This is a genomic window from Burkholderia sp. A2, from assembly GCF_001729305.1.
Classification (GTDB): Bacteria; Pseudomonadota; Gammaproteobacteria; order Burkholderiales; family Burkholderiaceae; genus Burkholderia; species Burkholderia sola.
In genome coordinates this window covers 133147-152968 of sequence record NZ_LZXX01000081.1, presented here as the reverse complement: position 1 = coordinate 152968, position 19822 = coordinate 133147, and the positions used below count along the sequence as shown (strand labels likewise).

The window sequence follows — 19822 nt, the reverse complement described above, 5'->3', positions numbered from 1 at the left end:
GCGAATGCGATCGGCATCGAGCGCCGACGCGCATCGCGCGCGTGACATGGGTTACTTCAGCGTGAATGCGTAGCGGCCGTGCGTGCGATGGCCGTCGCTGGCCACCGCGATCCACGCGACGGTATAGGCGCCGGGCTTCAGGCTCGCCAGCGCGACGTGCATCCGCTTCCGGTTGCCGGCATCGACGGCCGTCTTCCCGTCGACGACCGATTGCCCTTGGCTGTCGGTCACGGCGATCGAGCTGAACGCGGGCTCGAGCGCCTCGCCGAAATCGATCGTGACCGCGTGTGGCGCGCTCGACAGCGTGGCGTTGGGCGCCGGGTCCTGCATTTTCGGGAGCGCATGCGCATGCGCGGCGTGGAGGGTGACGAAGCCGAGTGCGGCGAGTGCGCCGCGAACGAAAGTAGCGGTTTTCATGGCTGGATGGGACGAATCGGATGGAAAAAGACGGATTCGGCGGACGGCTGCGCGAGCGGCATCGATATCGGCGGCGCGCGGCGCGGACGTGCGAGGGCGGGCATTCGCATGCGGGCGAATGCCGGCACGGCAATCCGAACCGGTAGCGGCCAACCGCGCGCCCGGCACGACGCCGCGCGCAGCAGGGTGAGACATGATCGTCCTTCGAAACGTGACAGTTCGCGCACGCGGGCGGCATGCGCGGGCGACGCGATGCACGACGGCATCACACGCAACGACGACGGATCAGGACGTGAAGGGCGGGGCGCGCGGTTGCGCGGCCGTGAGCGGCAGCGCGCGGCGCAGGCTTTCGAAGCGGGTTGCCGCGCGATGCTCGATCGCGTGCACATGGGCCGCGAACGTCAGTTCTGGAGCGGGCAGCGCGGGCGTATGGGCAAGCAGGCTGCAGTAGCCGCATGCCTGCAGATGGGCCTGCAGGTTTTTCGTCGACGCATCGGCGGAGCGGTCGCCGGCGGCCGGCGCGGCCGAACAGTAGCCGGCCAGTAGCGCGTCGACGCGCCCTTGCGTGGTCAGCGCCTGCGAGATCGTCGGCGCGAGCGCCGTCATCAGGATGGCGAGCATCCCGATCAGACTGCCGATCTTCCGGAGGCGACGACTCAGCATGCGATGCGCGGCGGCGGGTGGACTGACGATGCGGGCGATTATGCCACGCACGCCGGTTCGCCGGTCGGCACCGACGTGCGGCATCGCGGCGCGCTACGCGTGCAGCGCCAGATACTTCGCGATCAGCGTCATCTGGGCGGCCCAGCCCTGGTCGTTCATGTCGCGGGCCGTCGCGCGACGCGCTTCGATCAATTGGTCGAAACCCGTTTCGGTGACCGTGAGCAGCGTGCCGCCGGCCTGCGCCGCGAGCGTGAACGTGACGAGCGTCATCGGCTCCGACGCGTAATCGAAAGCCGGATCGATCGCGAACGGATGCCAGCGAAACGAGAACAGTTGTTTGGGCTCGATACGGTCGACGACGATTTCGAACACGGTGCCCGCATAGGGCTCCTGCGCCTTGGCGACGTCGTCGTCGACGCGGGTCGGCGTGATGCGGCCGAACAGCGGCTGGCCGGCCTCGAACGGGCCGTCGAACGACACGCCGAACCACTCGCCGAATTCGTCGGATTGGCTCACGGCTGCCCAGACGCGGTCGGGCGACGCGGCGAGCAGCGTCTGTTTTTCGATGCGATCGGTTTGCTGGACCATCATGTCCTCCATGCAGGATCGAGCGTTGCAGAGCACCGCACGCGGCCGCGCGCGATGTCTAGTCGAGCATGGCCGCGTCGGGCACGTCGAGCACGAGGTCCGACGTCGCGACGGCCACGCACGGCAGCGTATAGCCGTCGGCCTTTTCGTCGCGGCTCAGCCCCGGCCATTCGATCGTGTAGCGTACGCTGCCGCTGACGATCCGGCAAAGGCAGCTTCGGCACGTGCCGTTGCGGCACGAGCGCGGCAGCGACACGCGCGCGAACGCGGCGGCTTCGAGCACGGTCAGCGTATCGGGTGCGTCGAAGCTTGCGCCGAGCGGCTCGATGCGCACGACGGGCGGGTGTTCTGGATCGGTCATGAGTGAAGCGGGCGGCGGTTCGGCGGCAACGCGCCAAGCATACCCGAAGCCGCCGCCAGTCACGGGCGTCAGTGCCGCCGCAGATACCGGTACACGGTGTTGCGGGCGAGGCCGAGCTCGCGCGCGGCCGCCGATACGTTGCCGCCATGCCGCGCGAGCACCGCATCGATCATCGCGGCCTGGTGGCTGTGCAGCGTCGTGCCTTCGCGTTTGCCGGCCGATGGAAGCGATGTGGCCGGTATGGCTGCCCCCGACGTCGTGGGCGCATCGTCGCAGTCGAGCCAGAAATCGTCGGGCAAATGCGCGAGCGTGATCTCGGCTTCGTCTTCGGCGAGCATGCCGGCCGTGCGCAGCACGTTGGTCATCTGCCGCAGGTTGCCGGGCCAGCGGTGGCGCGCGAACGCGTCGAGCACGTCGGCCGCGAGGCGGCGCGGCATCGGCTCGCTGCGCGCGAGCCGCGCGAGGATCCGCTCGACGAGCGCCGGCAGGTCGGTGCGTGCGGCGAGCGCCGGCAGCGTGACCGCGAGGCCGTTGATCCGGTAGAACAGATCCTCGCGGAACGTGCCGTCCGCGATCATCGCGCGCAGGTCGCGGTGGGTCGCGCACACCACGCGCACGTCGACCGGCACCGCGCGTGCGCCGCCGAGCGGCATCACCGCGCGCTCCTGCAGCACGCGCATCAGCCGAACCTGCTGCGCGAGCGGCATGTCGCCGATTTCGTCGAGAAACAGCGTGCCGCCGTCGGCCTGCGCGATCTTGCCCGGGCTGCCGCGCTTGCGCGCGCCGGTGAACGCGCCGTCTTCATAGCCGAACAGCTCGGCCTCGATCAGCGAATCGGGCAGCGCCGCGCAGTTGACCGCGACGAACGGGCCGTCCGCGCGCGGCGACGCCTGGTGCAGCGCGCGGGCGAGCCATTCCTTGCCGGTGCCGGTCTGGCCGAGGATCAGCAGCGGCAGGTCGCGCCCGCGAATCTTCGCGACGCGTTCGAGCACGGCGGCCATGCGCGCGTCGCCGGTGTCGAGCGTCGCGAACGTGATCGCATCGGGGTCCGGCGCCCGCACGCGGGCGGCCGGCGTCGGCGGGGTGACGGCGACGGTCGTTTTCTGCGCTTCAGGGAATTCGCAGCGGGCGAGCACGCGCACGCCGGTCGACAGCGTGAGGCGGAACGTGGCGCCCGGCGTGCGCGCGGCCTGCTGCGCGAGCTGGCTGAAGCGCATGCCGAACAACGCGTCGCTGGCCTGGTGCTGCAGCGCGTCGAACGACGCGCCGAGCTGGAATTGGGCGCTGCGGTTCGCGGCGATCAGCCCGCCGTCGGGGCCGAATGCGACGAGCCCGGCGAACAGCGAATCGACGCAATCCTCGTGTGCGTGAAAGCGCAGCCGCAGCGCTTCGCCGCACTGGTTCGCGAACAGGTGGTTCTCGATCAGCTGCGCGGACATCCGCACGAGCGCGAGCGTATGCGGGCTGGAGCCGCGAGGGTCGCCGCTCACGTCGAGCGTGCCGAGCGTGCGGCCGAACGGATCGACGATCGGCGCGCACGCGCAGGTGAGGATGTGGTTCGCGCGCAGGAAGTGTTCGGAACCGTGCACGACCACGGCCTGGCCCGATGCGAGCGCGGTGCCGATCGCGTTGGTGCCGCGTGTGCCTTCGGCCCACGACACGCCGTTGCACAGCGCGACGCGGTTGGCTTTCTCGATGAAGTCGGCGTCGCCGATGCTGTGCAGGATCACGCCGTCGGCGTCGGTCAGCAGCACGAGGCTTTGCGTCTCGGCGATCTGCGCGTGGAGATCCTCCATCACCGGGCGGGCGTGCGAGAACAGCGTGTGGTTCGTGTCGAGCAGTGCGCGCAGCGCGACGCGCGACAGCGGCGCGAAATCGGGGCGCTCGTGCGCGCGCAGGCCGACCGCGGTCGAACGCGCATGCGCCTGCGCGAGCAGGTCGGTACGCCCCGCGGTGGCGGGCAGCACGAAGGGTTGCGGCATGATGTGTCTCCTGTTCCCCGGAGCCGCCGGGGCCGACCGGATCGGAAGCGGCGGCGGAGTGTGTCTCCGCTCGCGGCGCACCATTCGGCGCGACAGCCGTTCGTCCGGGTACGCATCATCATACAAGCGCCACGTGCGATGCGCGACTGCCGACAAAATCCCCTTGCTTTTAAGCGCCCGCCTGCAATGATGGAAATGGAGCACGCACGCGCCGTGTTCCGCACTGCAACATGCATGCGACGCGACATGCATCCGTTCGGGAGAGGCATCATGGTTCGGACGGAACTGAGAGTCGTGCTGGCGGCCATCGCCACCTTCATCATGCTGGGCGGCATTGCCGTGGCGATCCACGGATTGCTGTTCGATCTGACCGATGCGGTGAGATACGGGGCGGCCGCGATTGCGGTGGGCGTCACGACTGCCGCGATCGCGCTCAACATCTGGCCGACCGATCCGCACTGACGCCGTTTTCCGAAACGGTGCCGGATGCCGCGCAGATCAGACGAAATGCGCGTCGGAACGACGCACACCGAAATTTTTGTGTCCCGCGCGAAACCGTCTAAAGTGGAATTCAACCGGCATGCAGCGACCGCGCCACACTCCGCGGTAGCAGCCTCCGCCGGCGAGCCCGCGTACATTTCGTCCGGCCGGTAGCGGACGACGGACGCGGTCATTCGTTTTCTACCGGTCGAGGCGGCTCCCATGCAGATCCATTTCACGAACGAGAAGCCGGAGTATTCGGGGCGTGACCTGATGCTGGGGTTCACGGCGCTGGTCAATGGCGAGCGGGTCCAGTGCCAGATCACCGCCGAGGCGCTGGAAGACCACTTCGGCGCGGCATCGCCGCGCTTCGAGGACATGGTCGGCGCATTCGACCAGCACCGCGAGCGTATCGAGGCGGCCGCACGGCGCCTGCTGTCGGAAACGCGCGCGCAATGCGTGACGCTGCGCAGCGGCTACGTGCGTTTCTACGAGGCGAACTGGCGCTGACGACACGACGCTCGTCTCGCGGCGCGCCCGGGCGCGGCGCACGCGAAGACGTTGTCTTTCACGCAATGCCGTTCGGTGGGGCCGGGCGGCATTTTCGTATGCGGGCCGTGCGGGATCGACCGGGCGTCGGCCCCGGGGCATGCGCGTCGATTCGCGAAGATCGCGAAAGCGTCGTGCGAAAACAAGAACGCCACCCGAAGGTGGCGTTTGCATCGTGCGTCGCGTCGGTGCGCGCGCCGCGCTTACTCGCTACCGAGATAGAAGAAGCGGAACAGGAACACGGCCGCGATGATCCACACGATCGGCTTGACCGTGCGAGCCTGGCCCGTCAGCAGCTTGAGGCCGCCGTACGCGATGAAGCCGAATGCGACGCCGTTCGCGATCGAGTACGTGAACGGCATCAGCAGCGCGGTCAACGCGGCCGGCACGGCTTCCGTCGCATCGTCCCACGGCACCTCGACCATCTCGCGCAGCATCAGGCACGACACGTACAGCAGCGCGGGCGCCGTCGCGTAGCCCGGCACGACGCCCGCGAGCGGCGCGATGAACAGGCACGCGAGGAACAGCACCGCGACGGTGATGGCCGTCACGCCGGTGCGGCCGCCGGCCTGCACGCCCGATGCGCTCTCGATGTACGCGGTGGTCGACGACGTGCCGAGCACCGAGCCCGCGACGATCGCGGTGCTGTCGGCGAGCAGCGCCTTGTTCAGGCGGTTCATCTTGCCTTCGACGAGCAGGCCCGCGCGATTCGCGACGCCCATCAGCGTGCCCGTCGCATCGAACAGTTCGACGAGGAAGAACACGAGGATCACGTTGATGATGCCGGTCGACAGCGCGGCGCCGATGTCGAGCTTGAACAGCGTCGCGTCGATCGACGGCGGTGCCGAGAACACGCCGTGGAACTGGTTGCCGGCGAAGAAGAACGACAGGATCGTCACGCCGATGATGCCGATCAGGATCGCGCCGCGCACGCGCAGATGGTCGAGCGTGACGATCGTGAAGAAGCCGACGATCGCGAGGATCGTCTCGTGTTTGTGCAGGTCGCCGAGCGTGACGAGCGTAGCCGGGTTGCCGACGATCACGCCCGACGTCTTCAGCGAGATGATGCCGAGGAACAGGCCGATGCCGGCGGTAATGGAAATCCGCAGCGATTTCGGAATGCCGTTGACGATCGCCTCGCGCACACGGAACAGCGTGACGAGCAGGAACAGGCAGCCGGAGATGAACACCGCGCCGAGCGCCGCCTGCCATGTGAAGCCCATCCCCTTGACGACCGTGTACGCGAAATACGCGTTCAGGCCCATGCCGGGCGCGCAGGCGATCGGGTAGTTCGCGTACAGGCCCATGATGATCGACGCCAGCGCCGCGACGAGGCAGGTCGCGACGAACACGGATTCCTTCGGCATGCCGGCGTCGCCGAGGATCGCGGGGTTGACGAAGATGATGTAGGCCATCGTCAGGAACGTGGTGACGCCCGCGAGTATCTCGGTGCGGAAGTCGGTGCCGGCTTCAGCGAAGCCGAAATACCGCTTGATGAATTCCATGAAGGCGTTTCTCCGGTCGGATTGTCGTGTTGATTGTTGTGCCGAATTGTTGTAAAGGCAGCGCGGCCGGCTAACTGTAACCAGCCACTATTGTCCGGCTATCGGCGGATTGTAATAGCGCGGATAGCTCGGACGATATAGTTGGAGGGCGCGATCGGTTGCCTGCGCGCGAACGGTCGGGCACCCGCCCCGTGACGAAGGCGCGCATTTTACCGGTTCGAGCGGCACGGTCCGGCAGAAATGGGGAAACGCGGGAAATGCGCGGTAGAGGCGCGAGGCAGGCCGGCGAGACCGGTCATGCGTGCGCCACGCGGCCGATGCGTGCGCAACGGCCAGCCGGCTGCGTCGCGTGCGGCCGGTGTGCGATGACATGCGACTGAAACGGTGCGCCCGGATGCTGCACGCACGCGGTGCAGGCGGCGCGTGCCGGCGAACGCACGTGTGCCGCCGGTGCGGATACACGACACGGCACCTGCGTGCAGCGGCCATTCGTCAGTCCAGGCGGCCGCAGGTATCGGGCTATCCTGCGCCGAAGCCGTCCCGTCCGCAACTGTCATTTCGCGATGCGAGGGCGACTGTGGTTTCTGTGTAAAAGATTGCAAGACCCCATCGCATAAACCGGCAAGTCTTTCTAGGATAGATACACCGCGCATGCACACGCCGGCCGGTAATTGCCGACGCGGGGGAGTCGCAGTCCGTGCAGGCCAGGCGGTGAATGGCGGTCAAGGCCGTTGCGCGTTTGGGCAGGCACGGCTAGTTCGGCACCGCCGGTCAGGCGCGGCCGATTGCGATTGCCCGATGCGGGTTCGTCCGTAATCACGGAGGTCAGCATGTTGAACTGGATCAGCCGTTGGGCGATGCGACACGCCCCCACGCCGGAAAAAACCGCTGCGTCGATGCTCGTGACGGCGCGCATGGAACTGTTCGCAGCCGAACAGCGCGTCATCGATGCGAAATTACAAGCGGATTACTGGCGCACACGTGTGTCATTCCTCGAAGAGGTGCAGAAGCAGGGCATCGATCCGTGGGTGACCTCGCAGGCTGCGCAACGCCCCGACTTCGATGCCACTCCACGAAGCACGGGCCCGCGTCTCGCCGCCAGCACCTGATGCCTCTGCTGCATCCCGTCGCTGCGCACGGCGCGCGATCGCTCGCGGCACGCATCGGCGTGCCGCGTCCTTCGATGCGCACCTGCGGCGCGTTGCGCCGCGGGTGCGTCCGTTTCCGGTCGCGGCCGTTCCGCGTGTCGCACGCTTGACGCGTGCGACACGGCGCGCCGCTCACCCGCTCCTTCTCCCTCTCCCGACGAGCAAACGTTGCACGTGCGCGAGCATGCGCCTGATGCGTTCGCCGCGCCGCACGTACGCGGTCGTGATCGTCGCTTCGGCCGGCCGGTCGGCATCGGTGCCGAGCCAGATGCGCTCGCCGCGCGCGATGCGCAGCACGTCGCCGGGCCGCACCCAGTAATCGTCGACGCCCGGCGGGCGGGTGATCCACAGCGCCGCGCCGTGCGCGCGGATCTCCGCGTCCTGCGGCGCGCGCCAGGTCATCGTCGTGCGCGGCGCGACCGCGAAGCGGATCACGACGGTCGGTAACGCGATCGTGCCGGCGACGCGCCGATCGGGACGGTCAAACAGCGGGCTTGCCTGGTCCATCGTCTTCTCCATTCAGTGAGCCGGACGGATGACGTGCACCAGAACAAAAAGGCCTCATCCGTTTCCGGCGAGGCCTCGTGTGACATGCGGTACTGCTCGGTTGCTAACGCACAAGCGCCTCCCGTGATCCATTCTTTCGAATGTTCACCGGGCAATGAATCGCGATGGCGACGAGCTTGAACGTAGGCATGCGAACGATTTTGTTGCGGGTGTGCGGTGTTGTCAACGACAATTTTCGGGATATGCGCGGGCGATGCGTTGCCGCGCGCATGCGGCGTTTCGCGAGGTCGGTGCGCACAGGGATCCGGGATCGCGTGTGCAGCGATGCGTGCATCATGCGCGACGCCGCCATTGCCCGCTCAGCCGGCAGCGCATCCACGCGAGCGCACGCGTCAGCCCCGTATCGCGCTGCATGACGTACACGGTCGTGATCGATGCTTCGGCAGGCCGGTCGTCGCCGCTGCCGATCCAGACGCGCTCGCCGCGCTGCACGCGCAGCACGTCGCCGGCGCGCAGCCAGTAATCGTCGACGTTGCCGAGTCGCGTGATCCACAGCGTGGTGTCGTGTACGCGGATCTCGGCGTCGTGCTGCGCGCGCCACGTCAGCGTCTTGCGCGGCGCGACCGTGAAATGCAACGCGACGCTCGGCAATGCGATCGTATCGGTGCGGCACCGATCGGGGCAGGCAACCCGCCGGCTTGCTTGGTCCATCGTCATCTCCGTTCCGTTGAGCCGGGCGGGATGACGCGCACCAAAACAAAAGGCCTCATCCGTTTCCGGCGAGGCCTTGTGACATGCGTGACTGAATTTCGATGCTAACGCACAAGCGCCTCCGGTGATCGCCGCGGGTGGGCGTTCACTCGGTTTTTATGCGCGATGGCGATGGGCTTGAGCATGAGCATGTGAACGAGTGTGTCGTGGCCGCGCAACCGTGTCAACGGAAATGTCGACAGACGTGGCGGTTACGCGTCGCGTTGCGCGAGGCCGTTCACGAGCAGTTCGGACAGCAGGCCCGTCATCCCTCCCGGGTGCGTGGCCGCGCGAGCCTTCAGCTGTTCGACGAGCTCGGCGTTGAGCTTGCACGCGAACGGCACGAGGCCCTGCTCCTGGTCGAGCTTGCGCTGCGCGCGGCGATCCAGCTTGGCCGCTTCGTCGGCGCCCTTGCCGAAACGCGCGGAACTCGACTGTTTCATCGCGTGCGTCAGCTTGAGCGCCTTGTTCTTTTCGAGATCGGTTTTCTTCATGGCCATCGCGGCACCTCCGGGAAATTGAAGCCGCGATTGTACGCATTTCGGCAGGCGCCGCCCGCCGAACCGGCCGGCGACCCGGTCACGCGCCTTTCGTCGTGCCCCAGTTGCCGCCGTGCGCGGCTGCCTGCGCGGCCGGCGAGCGCGCGAGGTAGGCGAGCGCCTGCTCGGTCGAGCCTTCGTGGTGCGGCGTATAGCCCGGCTTGAAATAGCGCAGCGCCGCGCCGAGCACTTTCCAGAACGACGGCAGGTGCCCGCGCCGCGAACCCTGCCACCACGCGAGCACGAAGCCCGGGTAGCGGCCGGCGTCCGGGTCGCGCCGGTACATGAACTTCGCGCCGGTCGTGATGTAGTAGAGCAGCAGCAGGATCACGAATGCCATGTGCACGCAGCGCTCCGGATAGGTGCCGCCCAGGTGCCGGTAGATGTCGAACGCGACGGTGCGGTGCTCCACTTCCTCGGCGCCGTGCCAGCGCAGCAGGTCGACCATCGTCGGGTCCGCACGGCCTTCGTCGAGCCCGTGCGCGTTGAGCACCCAGTTGCCGAGATAGCCGAAGAAATGCTCGAGCGACGCGATCACCGCGAGTTGTTGCCGCAGCCAGAAGCGCGTATGGCCGATCTTCAGCCCGAACGGCTGCTCGCCCAGCACGCGCGTGAACAGCCGGTTGAGCTTCTGCGTGAACGGCTTCGTGTCGATGCCGTGGCGGTCGTAGTAGTGCTTCAGCACGCCGGCGTGCGAGCGCGAATGCACGGCTTCCTGCCGCAGGAAGCCTTCGGCTTCGTCGCGCAGGCGTGCATCGGCGATCAGCGGCAGCGCCTTGTTGTACACGCGGCAGAACCACAGCTCGCCTTCCGGGAACAGCAGGTTCAGCGTGTTGATGATGTGCGTGCTGCCCGGATCGTTCGGCACCCAGGTGACCGGCGTGTCGCTGAAGTCGAACTTCACGTGCCGGGCCTTGATCTTGTGATAGTCGGCGGTATCGGTCATGTTGTCTCCCTGTCCTGTGCGGCGTCGTGCGCCGTCAATGCGATGCCATGCTGATGCGCGCGATCATCCGCCCCAGCCACGGCATGAAACGGCCGACGAAGCGTAGCGCGTGCGCTTCGCCGCCGACCGCGACGACGGGGCGGTTGCGCAGCACGCCGTCGACCATCGCCTGCGCGACGGTTTCGGGTTTCAGGCCGCGCAGCTGGTACAGCCTGGTCGCGCGCTTGCGCAGCCGTGCTTCGTCCTGCGCGTTGGCGCCCGCATAGTGCGTCGACGCCATGATTCCCGTTTCCGCGAAACCGGGGCATACGGCCGTCACGCCGATGCCTTTATCCGCGAGCTCCGCGCGCATGCATTCGCTGAGCATCAGCACCGCGGCCTTCGTCGTCGCATACGCGGGCAGGTCGCGCGACGGCCCGAACGCGGCGGCCGATGCGGTATTGACGATATGCCCGCCGGTGCCGCGCGCGACCATCTGCTGCGCAAACAGCCGCGAGCCGTGGATTACGCCCCACAGATTCACGTGCAGGATGCGCTCCCAGTGCCGCGTGCTCGTGTCGAGGATGCCGCCGGCCATGCCGATGCCCGCGTTGTTGATCACGACGTCCGCGCCGCCGAGTTCGCTGCCGACCCACGCCGCGAGCGCTTCCATCTCGTCGGCCGACCCGACGTCGACGCGTTTCGCATGCGCGTGCGCGCCGGTCAGCCCGACGAGCAGCGCGGTGCGTTCGGCGCTCGCGAGATCGATGTCGCATGCGACGACCGTCGCGCCTTCGCGCGCGAAGGCCAGCGCCGCGCAGCGGCCGATCCCGCTGCCCGCGCCGGTGACGACCGCGACCTTGCCGCCGAAGCGCCCGCTGGTGGCGCGGCGGCGCGCGTTCGCGAGCGCGGGCGGTTCGTTGCCGGATTCGACCGCGTCGATCAATTGCCCGGCGAGATCCGCGAAGCGCGCGGGATCGGCGAGCGGCAGCCAGTGGCCGGCCGCGACTTCGCGGCGGTAGTACTGCGGCACCCAGCGCGACAGGTTCTCGGACAGCGCGGGGCTCACGTATTTGTCGCCGAGCGGCACGATCGTCTGCACCGGTGCGTGCGCGTAGCGTTCGCGCGGCGCGAACAGGCAGCGGATGAAGTTCGCGCGATACAGGCGTACGCCGCGCGCGCCGTCGTCGGCCTGGGTCGGGCGCGGCGCGGCTGGCGTTTTCTCGAGCCGGCGCAGCAGGCCCGGCCACGCGCGGCCGAGCCACAGCCGCCAGCCGAGCTCGGGAAGAAACGGCAGATGGAACAGATACACGTACCACGAGCGCACGAGCTGGCCGCCGAGCTTGGCGAGCGACGCGGGCGTCGGGCGCAGCACGCGTTCGCGCAGCCAGAAGCCGACGTGGTCGAGGCACGGGCCCGAGCACGACGTGTACGACGCGATGCGGCCGGCGAGACGCGGATCGGTGACGAATTCCCAGCCCTGGATCGACCCCCAGTCGTGCGCGACGAGGTGCACGGCGCGCCCCGGGCAGAGCGCGTCGATCACCGCGACGAAATCGTCGGTCAGCTTCGCGAGATGGTAGTCGGCCGTGCGCGTCGGCACGCCGGACAGGCCTGCGCCGCGCACGTCGTACGCGATCACGTGGTGCCGGCGCGCGAGCAGCGGCGCGACGTGCTGCCAGACGCTGCTGTCGTCGGGATAGCCGTGCACGAGCACGACCGGCGAGCGGGCCGGGTCGCCCCAGGTCCTGACCGCGAGCGTCAGGTCGCCCGAGGCGACCGCCGTTTCGCCGTGAACCGATTCGAACAGGGCCAGCGGCGCTTCGTCGGAAAGAGGCTGCATCGTGAGTCCGTCGTTCAGGGAGTCGAGGGGAGGTGCGGGCGCGTCAGGCGGCGGCCGGAACGTTCGCCGCGGCCTGAGCGCGTTCAGCCTGGCGGCGCTGCCAGCGGCGCACGTGCGGCAGGTCGTCGTCGAGCCAGTACGCGTCGTCGTCGGTGATCACGAGCAGTTCCTCGAATTTCGCGCCGACGCCGGCGAAGCCGAGATGCGGCTCGACGGCCCACAGGCCCGGCACGGGTGCATGCTCGGAGCGGCGGTCGATCGACCACAGCGGCGACCAGCCTTGCTGCTTCGCCGCGCGGCCTTGGTCGAGCAGCAGGTTGCGCGTCGCGTTCAGCCCGAAGCGCGCGACGAAGCGCGGCTTCGACAGCTTGTGGATCTTCGCGACGCGATGCGCGAGCACCTTGAACGGATAGGCCTTGTGGCGCGGCTCGACGCCCTGGCGGCGGCACAGCGCGTCGACTTCCTGTGCGACTTCCGCCATGGGCCGGCGCGCCTTCACGAGCCGCACGATCAGGTCGCGATGGTCCAGCAGGTCGTCCTGCAACTGCTCGAGGATCGGGTTGCGGCCGAGACAGTGCGCGTAGCCGACGTCGGCGACGATGCCGTCGAGCACCGGCGCGACGTCGAGGATCACCGGCATGTCGGTTTCGAGCTGCCGGTTGCTCGGGAAGAACGCAAGGTTGAAGCCGCCCATGTGCTTGAGGCCCGAGAACCCGTCGAACGCGGTGCGGTCGCCGAACCACGCGAACGGCTTGTGCAGCCAGTCGTGCACGCCGTGATCCTGCAGCCATTCGGTCAGCAGGCGCGCGGCTTCCTTTTCCGTGATGCCCGGATAGAGCATCGCGCCGACGGTCTCGACGCAGCGGTAGGCAAGCTGCTGAACCGCGCGGAATTGCGGCAGCTCGTCGAGATGGACTTCCGGCAGCGGATGGTGGGCGGTCATGAGGCGTCTCCATGTGTCGGCCCGCGTTTGCGTCTCGGCGCGACGCGGGTCCTGTGCAAGGCGGGGCGCTGATCGGAACGCATCCACCGATGATCCCGGGCGGATTATTCAGCCAGCATTTAATGTGCCATTGGTTGATGTAATCATAATAGCCGGTTCGGTGTCGTGCGCCACCCCCCGGGGATGAGGACTTCTCCTAATGAAGTGCCGAAATGGAGGGGAAGCTCTAGGTTTGCGGCGGTTGGGACTGGATGGTCGGCGCGTACTCATGCGTCCCGAGCGGGGGAGCCGGCCGGGAGCGCCAGGCGAGATCCCGGCGCAGGCCCGGAATGTCGCGCCGGATCAACTCCCCGTCGCGTCGCGGCACGACGCTGTCAAATTGCCGAAATAATTTCGTCACATCATCCGCCCCGATTCGAAGCTTTTTCGGCTTCGCGAGGCCGGTGTGCCACGCGTCGCGCGGGGCGACCGAAGCCGATTCGACATTCCACGGAGAGAGACCATGCAACGCCGTCGGTTCATGAACACCCTTGCCGCGGCGACCGCCGCAACGCCGTTGATGCTCAAGGCCGGCATGGCCGGCGCGAAGAGCGCCACCGCGCCGGACGCGCTGGACCCGGGCCGCTGGTCGCCATTCAACGCCGCGCGCCTGCAGGCGGTGCTCGACCGGCATGGCGTCAAGAGTGCGCGCTACGACGCGAAGCGCCGCCCGTATGCGGTGTTCGACTGGGACAACACGTGCATCATGAACGACTGTGAAGAAGCGCTGCTGATGTACCAGATCAACCATCTGCAGTACAAGCTGACGCCGGACGAGTTCGTCGCCGTGATGTGGAAGGACGTGCCGAAGGGCGCGTTCATGAAGGACTACACGACCGTCGACGGCAAGCCGGTGACGATGGAGGACCTCGCCGCCGACGTCGAGTCCGACTACCGCTGGCTCCATGCGAACTACCAGGGCTTCGGCGGCGACAAGCGCCTCGACGAGATCCGCGAGACCGACCAGTTCAAGGATTTCCGCGCGAAGCTGTACTTCATGTACGACGCGATCTGCGACACGCATCCGCTCGAAGTCGGCTACAAGTGGATCATCTACTTCTACAAGAACATGACGACCGCCGAGCTGCAGGCGATGGCGGAAGCGTCGAACAACTACGGGATCGGCGACGCGCTGCGCAAGGTCGGCTACGAAAGCCCGAAGACGCTGCCGGGCAAGGCCGGCGTGGTGGCCGATACGCATTTCCACGGGATCCGCATTCACGAGGAAATCCGCGCGGTGATGCATACGCTGCGGGCGAACGGCATCGACGTGTACGTGAGCACCGCGTCGCTCGACGACGTCGTGCGCGTATTCGCCGGCAATCCGAACTATGGCTACGGCGTGCCGCCCGAGAACGTGATCGGCCTGCGTCTCGACATGCAGGACGGCAAGTACACGAGCACCTATCCGGCCGGCTGGCATTTCAACTGGGGACCGGGCAAGACGGTGGGCATTCGCACCGTCCTCGCGTCGAAGAAGGGCTACGGCCCGCTGCTGGTGTTCGGCGACAGCGACGGCGACGCGTGGATGCTGCGTGATTTCAAGGACACCGCGGCCGGCGTGATCGTCAACCGGATGAAGAAGGGCGAGATCGGCGCGGACAGCAAGCTCGCGGCCGAACAGATCGGCAACCCGGACGCGCGCTTCCTGCTGCAGGGCCGCGACGAGCACACGGGGCTGATGATCCCGGACGAGAAGTCGATCAAGTACGGCAAGACCGAGCGCAAGCTGCTGGCCTGACGCGGGCGGGGCGGCGCAGCCCCCCGCCCCCGCGCTTATCGGTATCGGCCCGCGCGCGTCTCAAGGCTCGCGCTTCGCCCCCAACCGGTCCAGCAACGCGCCCAGCAGATCGATCGGCAGCGGAAACACGATCGTCGAATTCTTGTCCGCCGCGATCGTCGTCAGCGTCTGCAGGTAGCGCAACTGCATCGCCTGCGGCTGCAGCGCGAGCCGCTGCGCGGCCTGCAGCAGCTTCTCCGACGCCTGCAATTCGCCTTCCGCATGAATCACCTTCGCGCGTCGCTCGCGTTCGGCTTCGGCCTGCCGCGCGATCGCGCGGATCATCGTCTCGTTCAGGTCGACGTGCTTGATCTCGACCGTCGACACCTTGATCCCCCACGCGTCGGTCTGCGCGTCGAGCGTCTTCTGGATGTCCGCGTTCAATTGTTCGCGCTCGGCGAGCAGCGCGTCGAGTTCATGCTTGCCGAGCACCGCGCGCAGCGTCGTCTGCGCGAGCTGGCTCGTCGCCTCGAAGAAGCGCGCGACCTGGATCACGGCCTTTTCGGGATCGACGACGCGGAAATACACGACCGCATTGACCTTCACCGACACGTTGTCGCGCGTGATCACGTCCTGCGCCGGCACGTCGAACACGACGGTGCGCAGGTCGATCCGCACGACCTGCTGGACGATCGGGATGATCAGCACGAGCCCCGGCCCCTTCACCTTCCAGAACCGGCCGAGCATGAACACGACACCGCGCTCGTACTCGCGAAAGATGCGGATCGACGATGCGACGAGCACCACGACGAAGACGACCAGGACGCTGCTGAAGCCGAACGTGTAACCGATCATGAAGGTTCTCCCTGGGGATGGGCGGAGGCGGGCGCGTCGTAGAGCGGCGCGACGGTCAGCGTCAGCCCGTGGCGGCCGGTCACGCGCACGCGGCAGCCGGCCGCCAGCGGCGTGCTGCTCGCCACGCGCCAGCGCTCGCCGTGCACGCGCGCCCAGCCGGCGGCCGACGGCGCGGCGCCGGCCGCGCCCTGCGGCTGGTCCGGCTGCAGGCCGTCGTCGAGCACTTCGCCGATGCTGCCGAGCATCGCCTCGGCGCCGGTCACGACCGGGCGGCGACGCGCGCGCAGCGCGACGCTCGACACGCCCGCGACGAGCAGCCCGCCGCCGAGCGCGAGGCTCGCGATCACGGGCCACGGAATCCCGTAGCCGGGCACGTCGGTGTCGATCAGCATCAGCGCGCCGATCGTGAACGCGACGATTCCGCCGAACCCCAGCACGCCGAAGGTCGGCAGGAACGCCTCGGCGACGAGGCAGCCGAGCCCGAGCAATATGAGGCCGAGGCCCGCATAGCTGACCGGCAGCAACTGCATCGCGAACAGCCCGACCAGCAGGCAGATCGTGCCGGCGACGCCCGGCAGCACGAAACCGGGATTCGCGAATTCGAAGAAGAGGCCGTAGATGCCGATCGTCAGCAGGATCAGCGCGACGTTCGGATCGGCGATGATCGCCAGGAAGCGGCTGCGCCAGTCGGGGGCGAGCACGACGAGCGGCGCGTGCGCGGTCGCCAGGTGCAGCGTGCCGGCGGTCGTCGTCACGGCGCGGCCGTCGAGCTGGCGAGCGAGATCGGCCGAGTCCTGCGCGATCAGGTCGACGACGCGCTGCGCCCGCGCCTCGTTCGCCGACAGGCTCACGGCTTCGCGCACCGCGCGCTCGGCCCATTCGGCATTGCGCCCGCGCAACTGCGCGAGGCCGCGGATGTACGCGGACGCATCCTGCATCGCCTTGCGGATCTCGGTCGATTGCGTATCGGTCGGCAGCGTGGCCGGCGCGTCCGACACGCCGGACGCACCCGATGCACCGGTCGGTCGCGGCGCAGCGGGGTGCGCGCCCGGCGGCGCGGCGCCGCCGATGCCGAACTGCACGGGCGACGCCGCGCCGAGATTGGTGCCCGGCGCCATCGCCGCGAAGTGGCTCGCATAGACGATGTAGGTGCCCGCGCTCGCCGCCCGCGCGCCGCCCGGCGCGACGAACGCGGCGACCGGCACCGGCGAGCCGAGGATGGCCTTGATGATCTGCCGCATCGACGTATCGAGGCCGCCGGGCGTGTCGAGCTGGAGAATCGCGAGCGGCGCGTGCTCGCGGGCCGCGCGGTCGAGCGAACGCACGATGAAATCGGCGCTGGCCGGGCCGATCGCGCCGTTGACGGGAATCACGACGACCGGATGCGCGGCAGGCGCATCATGGGCCGATGGCGGCGCGGCGACCGCGGCGCATACGACGAGCAGCGCCGCGAACAGCGCGGCGCGCGCGACCCGCGCGGACAGCGGGTGACGGGGGCGGCCGGCCGGCGCGGCAGGCGCCGGCGGCTCATGACGGTGAAAACGCATCGGGACGTCCGGGCGGCGCACGGCCGCGTGCCGTCCGGCTCGCGAAAAAGGGCGTGGGCCCGATGCTTGAAGATTAGGCGGTTTCGGCCGAAAGCGCGAAGGTGCGGCCGCACCGGCCGGCGTCAGCTCGCGCCGCCGCCGCGCGCGAGCACTTCGTCGCGATAGTCGGCCGGGCTGCGCCCGCTCCATTTGCGGAACGCGCGGTAGAACGCGCTCGGCTCGGCGAACCCGGTCGCAGCCGCGACGTCGGCGATCGTGCGGGCAGGGTCGGCCAGCGCCTCGAACGCGAGATCGCGCCGCAGCGTGTCCTTGATCGACTGGTACGCGTGGCCTTCCTGGTGCAGCTTGCGGCGCAGCGTGGCCTCGGCCACGTGCAGCCGCGCAGCCATCCCGCCCGCGCCCGGCCACGCGGCCGGCGGCATCCCGCGCAGCACCGCGCGCACGCGCTGCGCGAGCGCGTTCGGATTGCGGTACTTGACGATGAAGCTGGCCGGCGCGTTGCGCAGGAACGTCTTCAGCGTCTTCGCGTTCTGCACGACCGGCAGCGTCGCGAATTCGGGATCGAAATCGACATACGAATCCGGCTCGTTGAAACGCATGTCGTCGCAGAACATCGACGGATATTCGTGGTCGGCGGGCGGCGTGTCGCAGCGGAAGCTCGCATGCAGCAGCGGAATGCGCCGGCCGATCAGCCAGCAGGTGAGCCCGTAGACGATGATGAAATAGGTCGCGTACGTGAACATCGCGGGCGTCGCGCCGTTGTTGCGGTGCACGAAACGCAGCCGCACGCGCTGCGGATTCGCGTCGAGTTCCGCGTGCAGGTCGTCGAGCACGCAGTGCATGAAGTTCACCGCGCGCGCCATCGCATGCAGCCCGTCGCGCGCGGACAGCGCCGCCTGGCTCATCGCGATGAAGCTGCCGCTGCGCATCGGGTGACTGTCCTGCCCGAAAAACTCGTCGTCGAGCGTGCGCGCGATTGCGTTCCACAACGCGCCGTACTGCTGCGCGGACACGCGTGCGCGCGGCTGCGCGAGCAGCGTCGGGGCGATGCCGGCCTGCGCGAGCAGCGGCTCGGCCGCGACGCCGCGCCGCGTGGCGAGCGCGACGCTGTACGCGACGAGGCTGATCGCGACGGTTCCCTTGTCTTCCTGCTTCATCGGTGTCGCCGGTGTGGCAAAAACGCTCAGTGTAAATGAGCGACGCGAGCATCGAACAGTCGCGCGCGCTTGCCTACACTTGTTGCATCGAAACGCAAGGACGGTCGCGCCCGGCGGCCGCGGGAGACTGCAGCACCATGGACGAGCTTTACACCGAAGACCAGCGGATGATCCGCGACGCCGCGCGCGCGTTCGCCACCGAGAGGCTGGCGCCGAACGCCGCGCAGTGGGACCACGACGCGCACCTGCCCGACGCGATCGTCGCGCAGCTCGGCGAGCTCGGCCTGCTCGGGATGATCGTGCCGCAGGAGCTGGGCGGCTCGTATACGGACTACGTGGCCTATGCGCTCGCGATGGAGGAAGTCGCGGCCGGCGACGCCGCGTGCGCGACGATGATGAGCGTGCACAACTCGGTCGGCTGCGGGCCGATCCTCGGCTTCGGCACGCCCGCGCAGAAGGATCGTTGGCTGGCCGACATGGCGGCCGGCCGCGTGATCGGCGCATTCTGCCTGACCGAGCCGCATGCCGGTTCCGAGGCGAACAACCTGCGCACGCGGGCCGAACTGCGCGACGGCCAGTGGGTGCTGAACGGCGCGAAGCAGTTCGTGACCAACGGCCAGCGCGCCGGTGTCGCGATCGTTTTTGCCATGACGGACCCGGAGGCCGGCAAGCGCGGCATTTCCGCATTCCTGGTGCCGACCGACACGCCCGGCTTCATCGTCGGCAAGCCGGAGAAGAAGATGGGCATCCGCGCGTCGGATACGTGCCCGATCACGCTCGAGAACTGCGCGATTCCGGAAGAGAACCTGCTTGGCAATCGCGGCGAAGGGTTGAAGATCGCGTTGTCGAACCTCGAAGGCGGGCGCATCGGCATCGCCGCGCAGGCGCTCGGCATCGCGCGCGCCGCATTCGACAAGGCGCGCCGCTATGCGGGCGAGCGCGTGCAGTTCGGCAAGCCGATCGCCGAGCATCAGGCGATCCAGCAGAAGCTCGCCGACATGGCCGTGCAGATCAACGCCGCGCGCCTGCTCGTGCATCACGCGGCGAAGCTGCGCACGGCCGGGCTGCCGTGCCTGTCGGAAGCGTCGCAGGCGAAGCTGTTCGCGTCCGAGATGGCCGAACGCGTGTGTTCGGATGCGATCCAGATCCACGGCGGCTACGGCTACCTGGTCGACTACGAAGTCGAGCGTCACTATCGCGACGCGCGCATCACGCAGATTTACGAAGGCACCAGCGAAGTGCAGCGGATGGTGATCGCGCGGCAGCTTTGAGTCGCGGCGCGCTCCATCCGACACCACGCAATC

General features: G+C 68.3%; 20 protein-coding genes. 5 read left to right on the top strand and 15 right to left on the bottom strand.

Going from position 1 to position 19822, the window contains the following annotated elements; genetic code table 11:
- Positions 1-51: 51 nt before the first annotated feature.
- The 5 genes from A9Z05_RS06595 to A9Z05_RS06575 form a co-directional block, all read right to left on the bottom strand.
- The gene (locus tag A9Z05_RS06595; protein WP_069617377.1) at positions 52-417 is read right to left on the bottom strand and encodes a copper resistance protein CopC; all 366 of its coding nucleotides are present in this window, start codon (positions 415-417) and stop codon (positions 52-54) included.
- A 285-nt stretch (positions 418-702) separates the two neighbouring features.
- On the bottom strand, positions 703-1080 hold the full coding sequence (locus tag A9Z05_RS06590) for a DUF2946 domain-containing protein (RefSeq protein WP_069617491.1): 378 nt from the start codon (positions 1078-1080) through the stop codon (positions 703-705).
- A 93-nt stretch (positions 1081-1173) separates the two neighbouring features.
- Positions 1174-1668, bottom strand: a complete 495-nt coding sequence (locus A9Z05_RS06585) for an SRPBCC family protein (RefSeq protein WP_069617490.1) — start codon at positions 1666-1668, stop codon at positions 1174-1176.
- 58 nt (positions 1669-1726) lie between these two features.
- A complete protein-coding gene (locus tag A9Z05_RS06580; protein WP_050012376.1) occupies positions 1727-2029 on the bottom strand; it encodes a 2Fe-2S iron-sulfur cluster-binding protein in 303 nt (100 codons plus the stop codon).
- Positions 2030-2097: 68 nt separating this feature from the next.
- Positions 2098-4011, bottom strand: coding sequence for a sigma-54-dependent Fis family transcriptional regulator (locus tag A9Z05_RS06575; protein WP_069617376.1), 1914 nt, complete (start codon positions 4009-4011; stop codon positions 2098-2100).
- A gap of 186 nt (positions 4012-4197) precedes the next feature.
- On the opposite strand from A9Z05_RS06575, the gene A9Z05_RS38350 reads away from it, so the two are divergent.
- Together A9Z05_RS38350 and A9Z05_RS06565 are read left to right on the top strand one after the other, a co-directional pair.
- Positions 4198-4473, top strand: a complete 276-nt coding sequence (locus A9Z05_RS38350) for a DUF2964 family protein (RefSeq protein WP_249190481.1) — start codon at positions 4198-4200, stop codon at positions 4471-4473.
- Positions 4474-4713: 240 nt separating this feature from the next.
- Entirely contained in the window at positions 4714-5001 is a 288-nt protein-coding gene (locus tag A9Z05_RS06565; RefSeq protein ID WP_006486743.1) for a DUF1488 domain-containing protein, read from the top strand.
- 242 nt (positions 5002-5243) lie between these two features.
- Here the strand turns inward: A9Z05_RS06565 and A9Z05_RS06560 are convergent, their stop codons facing one another.
- Positions 5244-6545 carry an NCS2 family permease gene (locus tag A9Z05_RS06560; protein ID WP_069617375.1) on the bottom strand — a complete coding sequence of 434 codons (1302 nt, stop codon included), beginning with the start codon at positions 6543-6545 and terminating at the stop codon, positions 5244-5246.
- An 830-nt stretch (positions 6546-7375) separates the two neighbouring features.
- Between A9Z05_RS06560 and A9Z05_RS06555 the strand changes: the two genes are divergently transcribed.
- Positions 7376-7654: a hypothetical protein gene (locus tag A9Z05_RS06555; protein WP_069617374.1), complete on the top strand. Its 279-nt coding sequence runs from the start codon at positions 7376-7378 to the stop codon at positions 7652-7654.
- A 171-nt stretch (positions 7655-7825) separates the two neighbouring features.
- On the opposite strand, the gene A9Z05_RS06550 is transcribed toward A9Z05_RS06555, so the two are convergent.
- The 6 genes from A9Z05_RS06550 to A9Z05_RS06525 form a co-directional block, all read right to left on the bottom strand.
- On the bottom strand, positions 7826-8200 hold the full coding sequence (locus tag A9Z05_RS06550; protein ID WP_069617373.1) for a DUF2917 domain-containing protein: 375 nt from the start codon (positions 8198-8200) through the stop codon (positions 7826-7828).
- 333 nt (positions 8201-8533) lie between these two features.
- Positions 8534-8911 (bottom strand): DUF2917 domain-containing protein, encoded by a 378-nt coding sequence (locus A9Z05_RS06545; RefSeq protein ID WP_069617489.1) that lies wholly within the window; start codon positions 8909-8911, stop codon positions 8534-8536.
- A gap of 251 nt (positions 8912-9162) precedes the next feature.
- The gene (locus A9Z05_RS06540; protein ID WP_069617372.1) at positions 9163-9450 is read right to left on the bottom strand and encodes a hypothetical protein; all 288 of its coding nucleotides are present in this window, start codon (positions 9448-9450) and stop codon (positions 9163-9165) included.
- A 79-nt stretch (positions 9451-9529) separates the two neighbouring features.
- Entirely contained in the window at positions 9530-10435 is a 906-nt protein-coding gene (locus A9Z05_RS06535) for a metal-dependent hydrolase (protein ID WP_069617371.1), read from the bottom strand.
- 34 nt (positions 10436-10469) lie between these two features.
- Complete coding sequence (locus A9Z05_RS06530) at positions 10470-12257, bottom strand: SDR family oxidoreductase (RefSeq protein ID WP_069617370.1); 1788 nt, start codon at positions 12255-12257, stop codon at positions 10470-10472.
- Between the two features lie 43 nt (positions 12258-12300).
- Positions 12301-13200, bottom strand: coding sequence for a M24 family metallopeptidase (locus A9Z05_RS06525; RefSeq protein WP_069617369.1), 900 nt, complete (start codon positions 13198-13200; stop codon positions 12301-12303).
- A 502-nt stretch (positions 13201-13702) separates the two neighbouring features.
- Between A9Z05_RS06525 and A9Z05_RS06520 the strand changes: the two genes are divergently transcribed.
- Positions 13703-14980 carry an HAD family hydrolase gene (locus A9Z05_RS06520; RefSeq protein ID WP_069617368.1) on the top strand — a complete coding sequence of 426 codons (1278 nt, stop codon included), beginning with the start codon at positions 13703-13705 and terminating at the stop codon, positions 14978-14980.
- Positions 14981-15040: 60 nt separating this feature from the next.
- Here A9Z05_RS06520 and A9Z05_RS06515 read toward each other — a convergent pair whose 3' ends face one another.
- The 3 genes from A9Z05_RS06515 to A9Z05_RS06505 form a co-directional block, all read right to left on the bottom strand.
- The gene (locus A9Z05_RS06515) at positions 15041-15814 is read right to left on the bottom strand and encodes a slipin family protein (RefSeq protein ID WP_069617367.1); all 774 of its coding nucleotides are present in this window, start codon (positions 15812-15814) and stop codon (positions 15041-15043) included.
- Complete coding sequence (locus A9Z05_RS06510) at positions 15811-17361, bottom strand: nodulation protein NfeD (protein ID WP_069617366.1); 1551 nt, start codon at positions 17359-17361, stop codon at positions 15811-15813. Before A9Z05_RS06510 ends, A9Z05_RS06515 begins: the two co-directional genes overlap by 4 nt.
- Positions 17362-17483: 122 nt before the next feature.
- Positions 17484-18518, bottom strand: coding sequence for an AraC family transcriptional regulator (locus tag A9Z05_RS06505; RefSeq protein WP_069617365.1), 1035 nt, complete (start codon positions 18516-18518; stop codon positions 17484-17486).
- Positions 18519-18655: 137 nt separating this feature from the next.
- Here A9Z05_RS06505 and A9Z05_RS06500 point away from each other — a divergent pair, with 137 nt between their 5' ends.
- Complete coding sequence (locus A9Z05_RS06500) at positions 18656-19789, top strand: acyl-CoA dehydrogenase family protein (RefSeq protein WP_069617364.1); 1134 nt, start codon at positions 18656-18658, stop codon at positions 19787-19789.
- The last annotated feature ends 33 nt before the right edge of the window (positions 19790-19822 follow it).

Bases quoted from the DNA above. Each gene is read 5' to 3' on its own strand.
- A9Z05_RS06525 (WP_069617369.1), bottom strand. From the start codon at position 13,200: ATGACCGCCCACCATCCGCTGCCGGAAGTCCATCTCGACGAGCTGCCG.
- A9Z05_RS06580 (WP_050012376.1), bottom strand. From the start codon at position 2,029: ATGACCGATCCAGAACACCCGCCCGTCGTGCGCATCGAGCCGCTCGGC.
- A9Z05_RS06530 (WP_069617370.1), bottom strand. From the start codon at position 12,257: ATGCAGCCTCTTTCCGACGAAGCGCCGCTGGCCCTGTTCGAATCGGTT.
- A9Z05_RS38350 (WP_249190481.1), top strand. From the start codon at position 4,198: ATGATGGAAATGGAGCACGCACGCGCCGTGTTCCGCACTGCAACATGC.
- A9Z05_RS06575 (WP_069617376.1), bottom strand. From the start codon at position 4,011: ATGCCGCAACCCTTCGTGCTGCCCGCCACCGCGGGGCGTACCGACCTG.
- A9Z05_RS06555 (WP_069617374.1), top strand. From the start codon at position 7,376: ATGTTGAACTGGATCAGCCGTTGGGCGATGCGACACGCCCCCACGCCG.
- A9Z05_RS06510 (WP_069617366.1), bottom strand. From the start codon at position 17,361: ATGCGTTTTCACCGTCATGAGCCGCCGGCGCCTGCCGCGCCGGCCGGC.
- A9Z05_RS06535 (WP_069617371.1), bottom strand. From the start codon at position 10,435: ATGACCGATACCGCCGACTATCACAAGATCAAGGCCCGGCACGTGAAG.
- A9Z05_RS06520 (WP_069617368.1), top strand. From the start codon at position 13,703: ATGCAACGCCGTCGGTTCATGAACACCCTTGCCGCGGCGACCGCCGCA.
- A9Z05_RS06560 (WP_069617375.1), bottom strand. From the start codon at position 6,545: ATGGAATTCATCAAGCGGTATTTCGGCTTCGCTGAAGCCGGCACCGAC.
- A9Z05_RS06500 (WP_069617364.1), top strand. From the start codon at position 18,656: ATGGACGAGCTTTACACCGAAGACCAGCGGATGATCCGCGACGCCGCG.
- A9Z05_RS06505 (WP_069617365.1), bottom strand. From the start codon at position 18,518: ATGAAGCAGGAAGACAAGGGAACCGTCGCGATCAGCCTCGTCGCGTAC.
- A9Z05_RS06595 (WP_069617377.1), bottom strand. From the start codon at position 417: ATGAAAACCGCTACTTTCGTTCGCGGCGCACTCGCCGCACTCGGCTTC.
- A9Z05_RS06545 (WP_069617489.1), bottom strand. From the start codon at position 8,911: ATGGACCAAGCAAGCCGGCGGGTTGCCTGCCCCGATCGGTGCCGCACC.
- A9Z05_RS06550 (WP_069617373.1), bottom strand. From the start codon at position 8,200: ATGGACCAGGCAAGCCCGCTGTTTGACCGTCCCGATCGGCGCGTCGCC.
- A9Z05_RS06590 (WP_069617491.1), bottom strand. From the start codon at position 1,080: ATGCTGAGTCGTCGCCTCCGGAAGATCGGCAGTCTGATCGGGATGCTC.
- A9Z05_RS06540 (WP_069617372.1), bottom strand. From the start codon at position 9,450: ATGGCCATGAAGAAAACCGATCTCGAAAAGAACAAGGCGCTCAAGCTG.
- A9Z05_RS06515 (WP_069617367.1), bottom strand. From the start codon at position 15,814: ATGATCGGTTACACGTTCGGCTTCAGCAGCGTCCTGGTCGTCTTCGTC.
- A9Z05_RS06565 (WP_006486743.1), top strand. From the start codon at position 4,714: ATGCAGATCCATTTCACGAACGAGAAGCCGGAGTATTCGGGGCGTGAC.
- A9Z05_RS06585 (WP_069617490.1), bottom strand. From the start codon at position 1,668: ATGGTCCAGCAAACCGATCGCATCGAAAAACAGACGCTGCTCGCCGCG.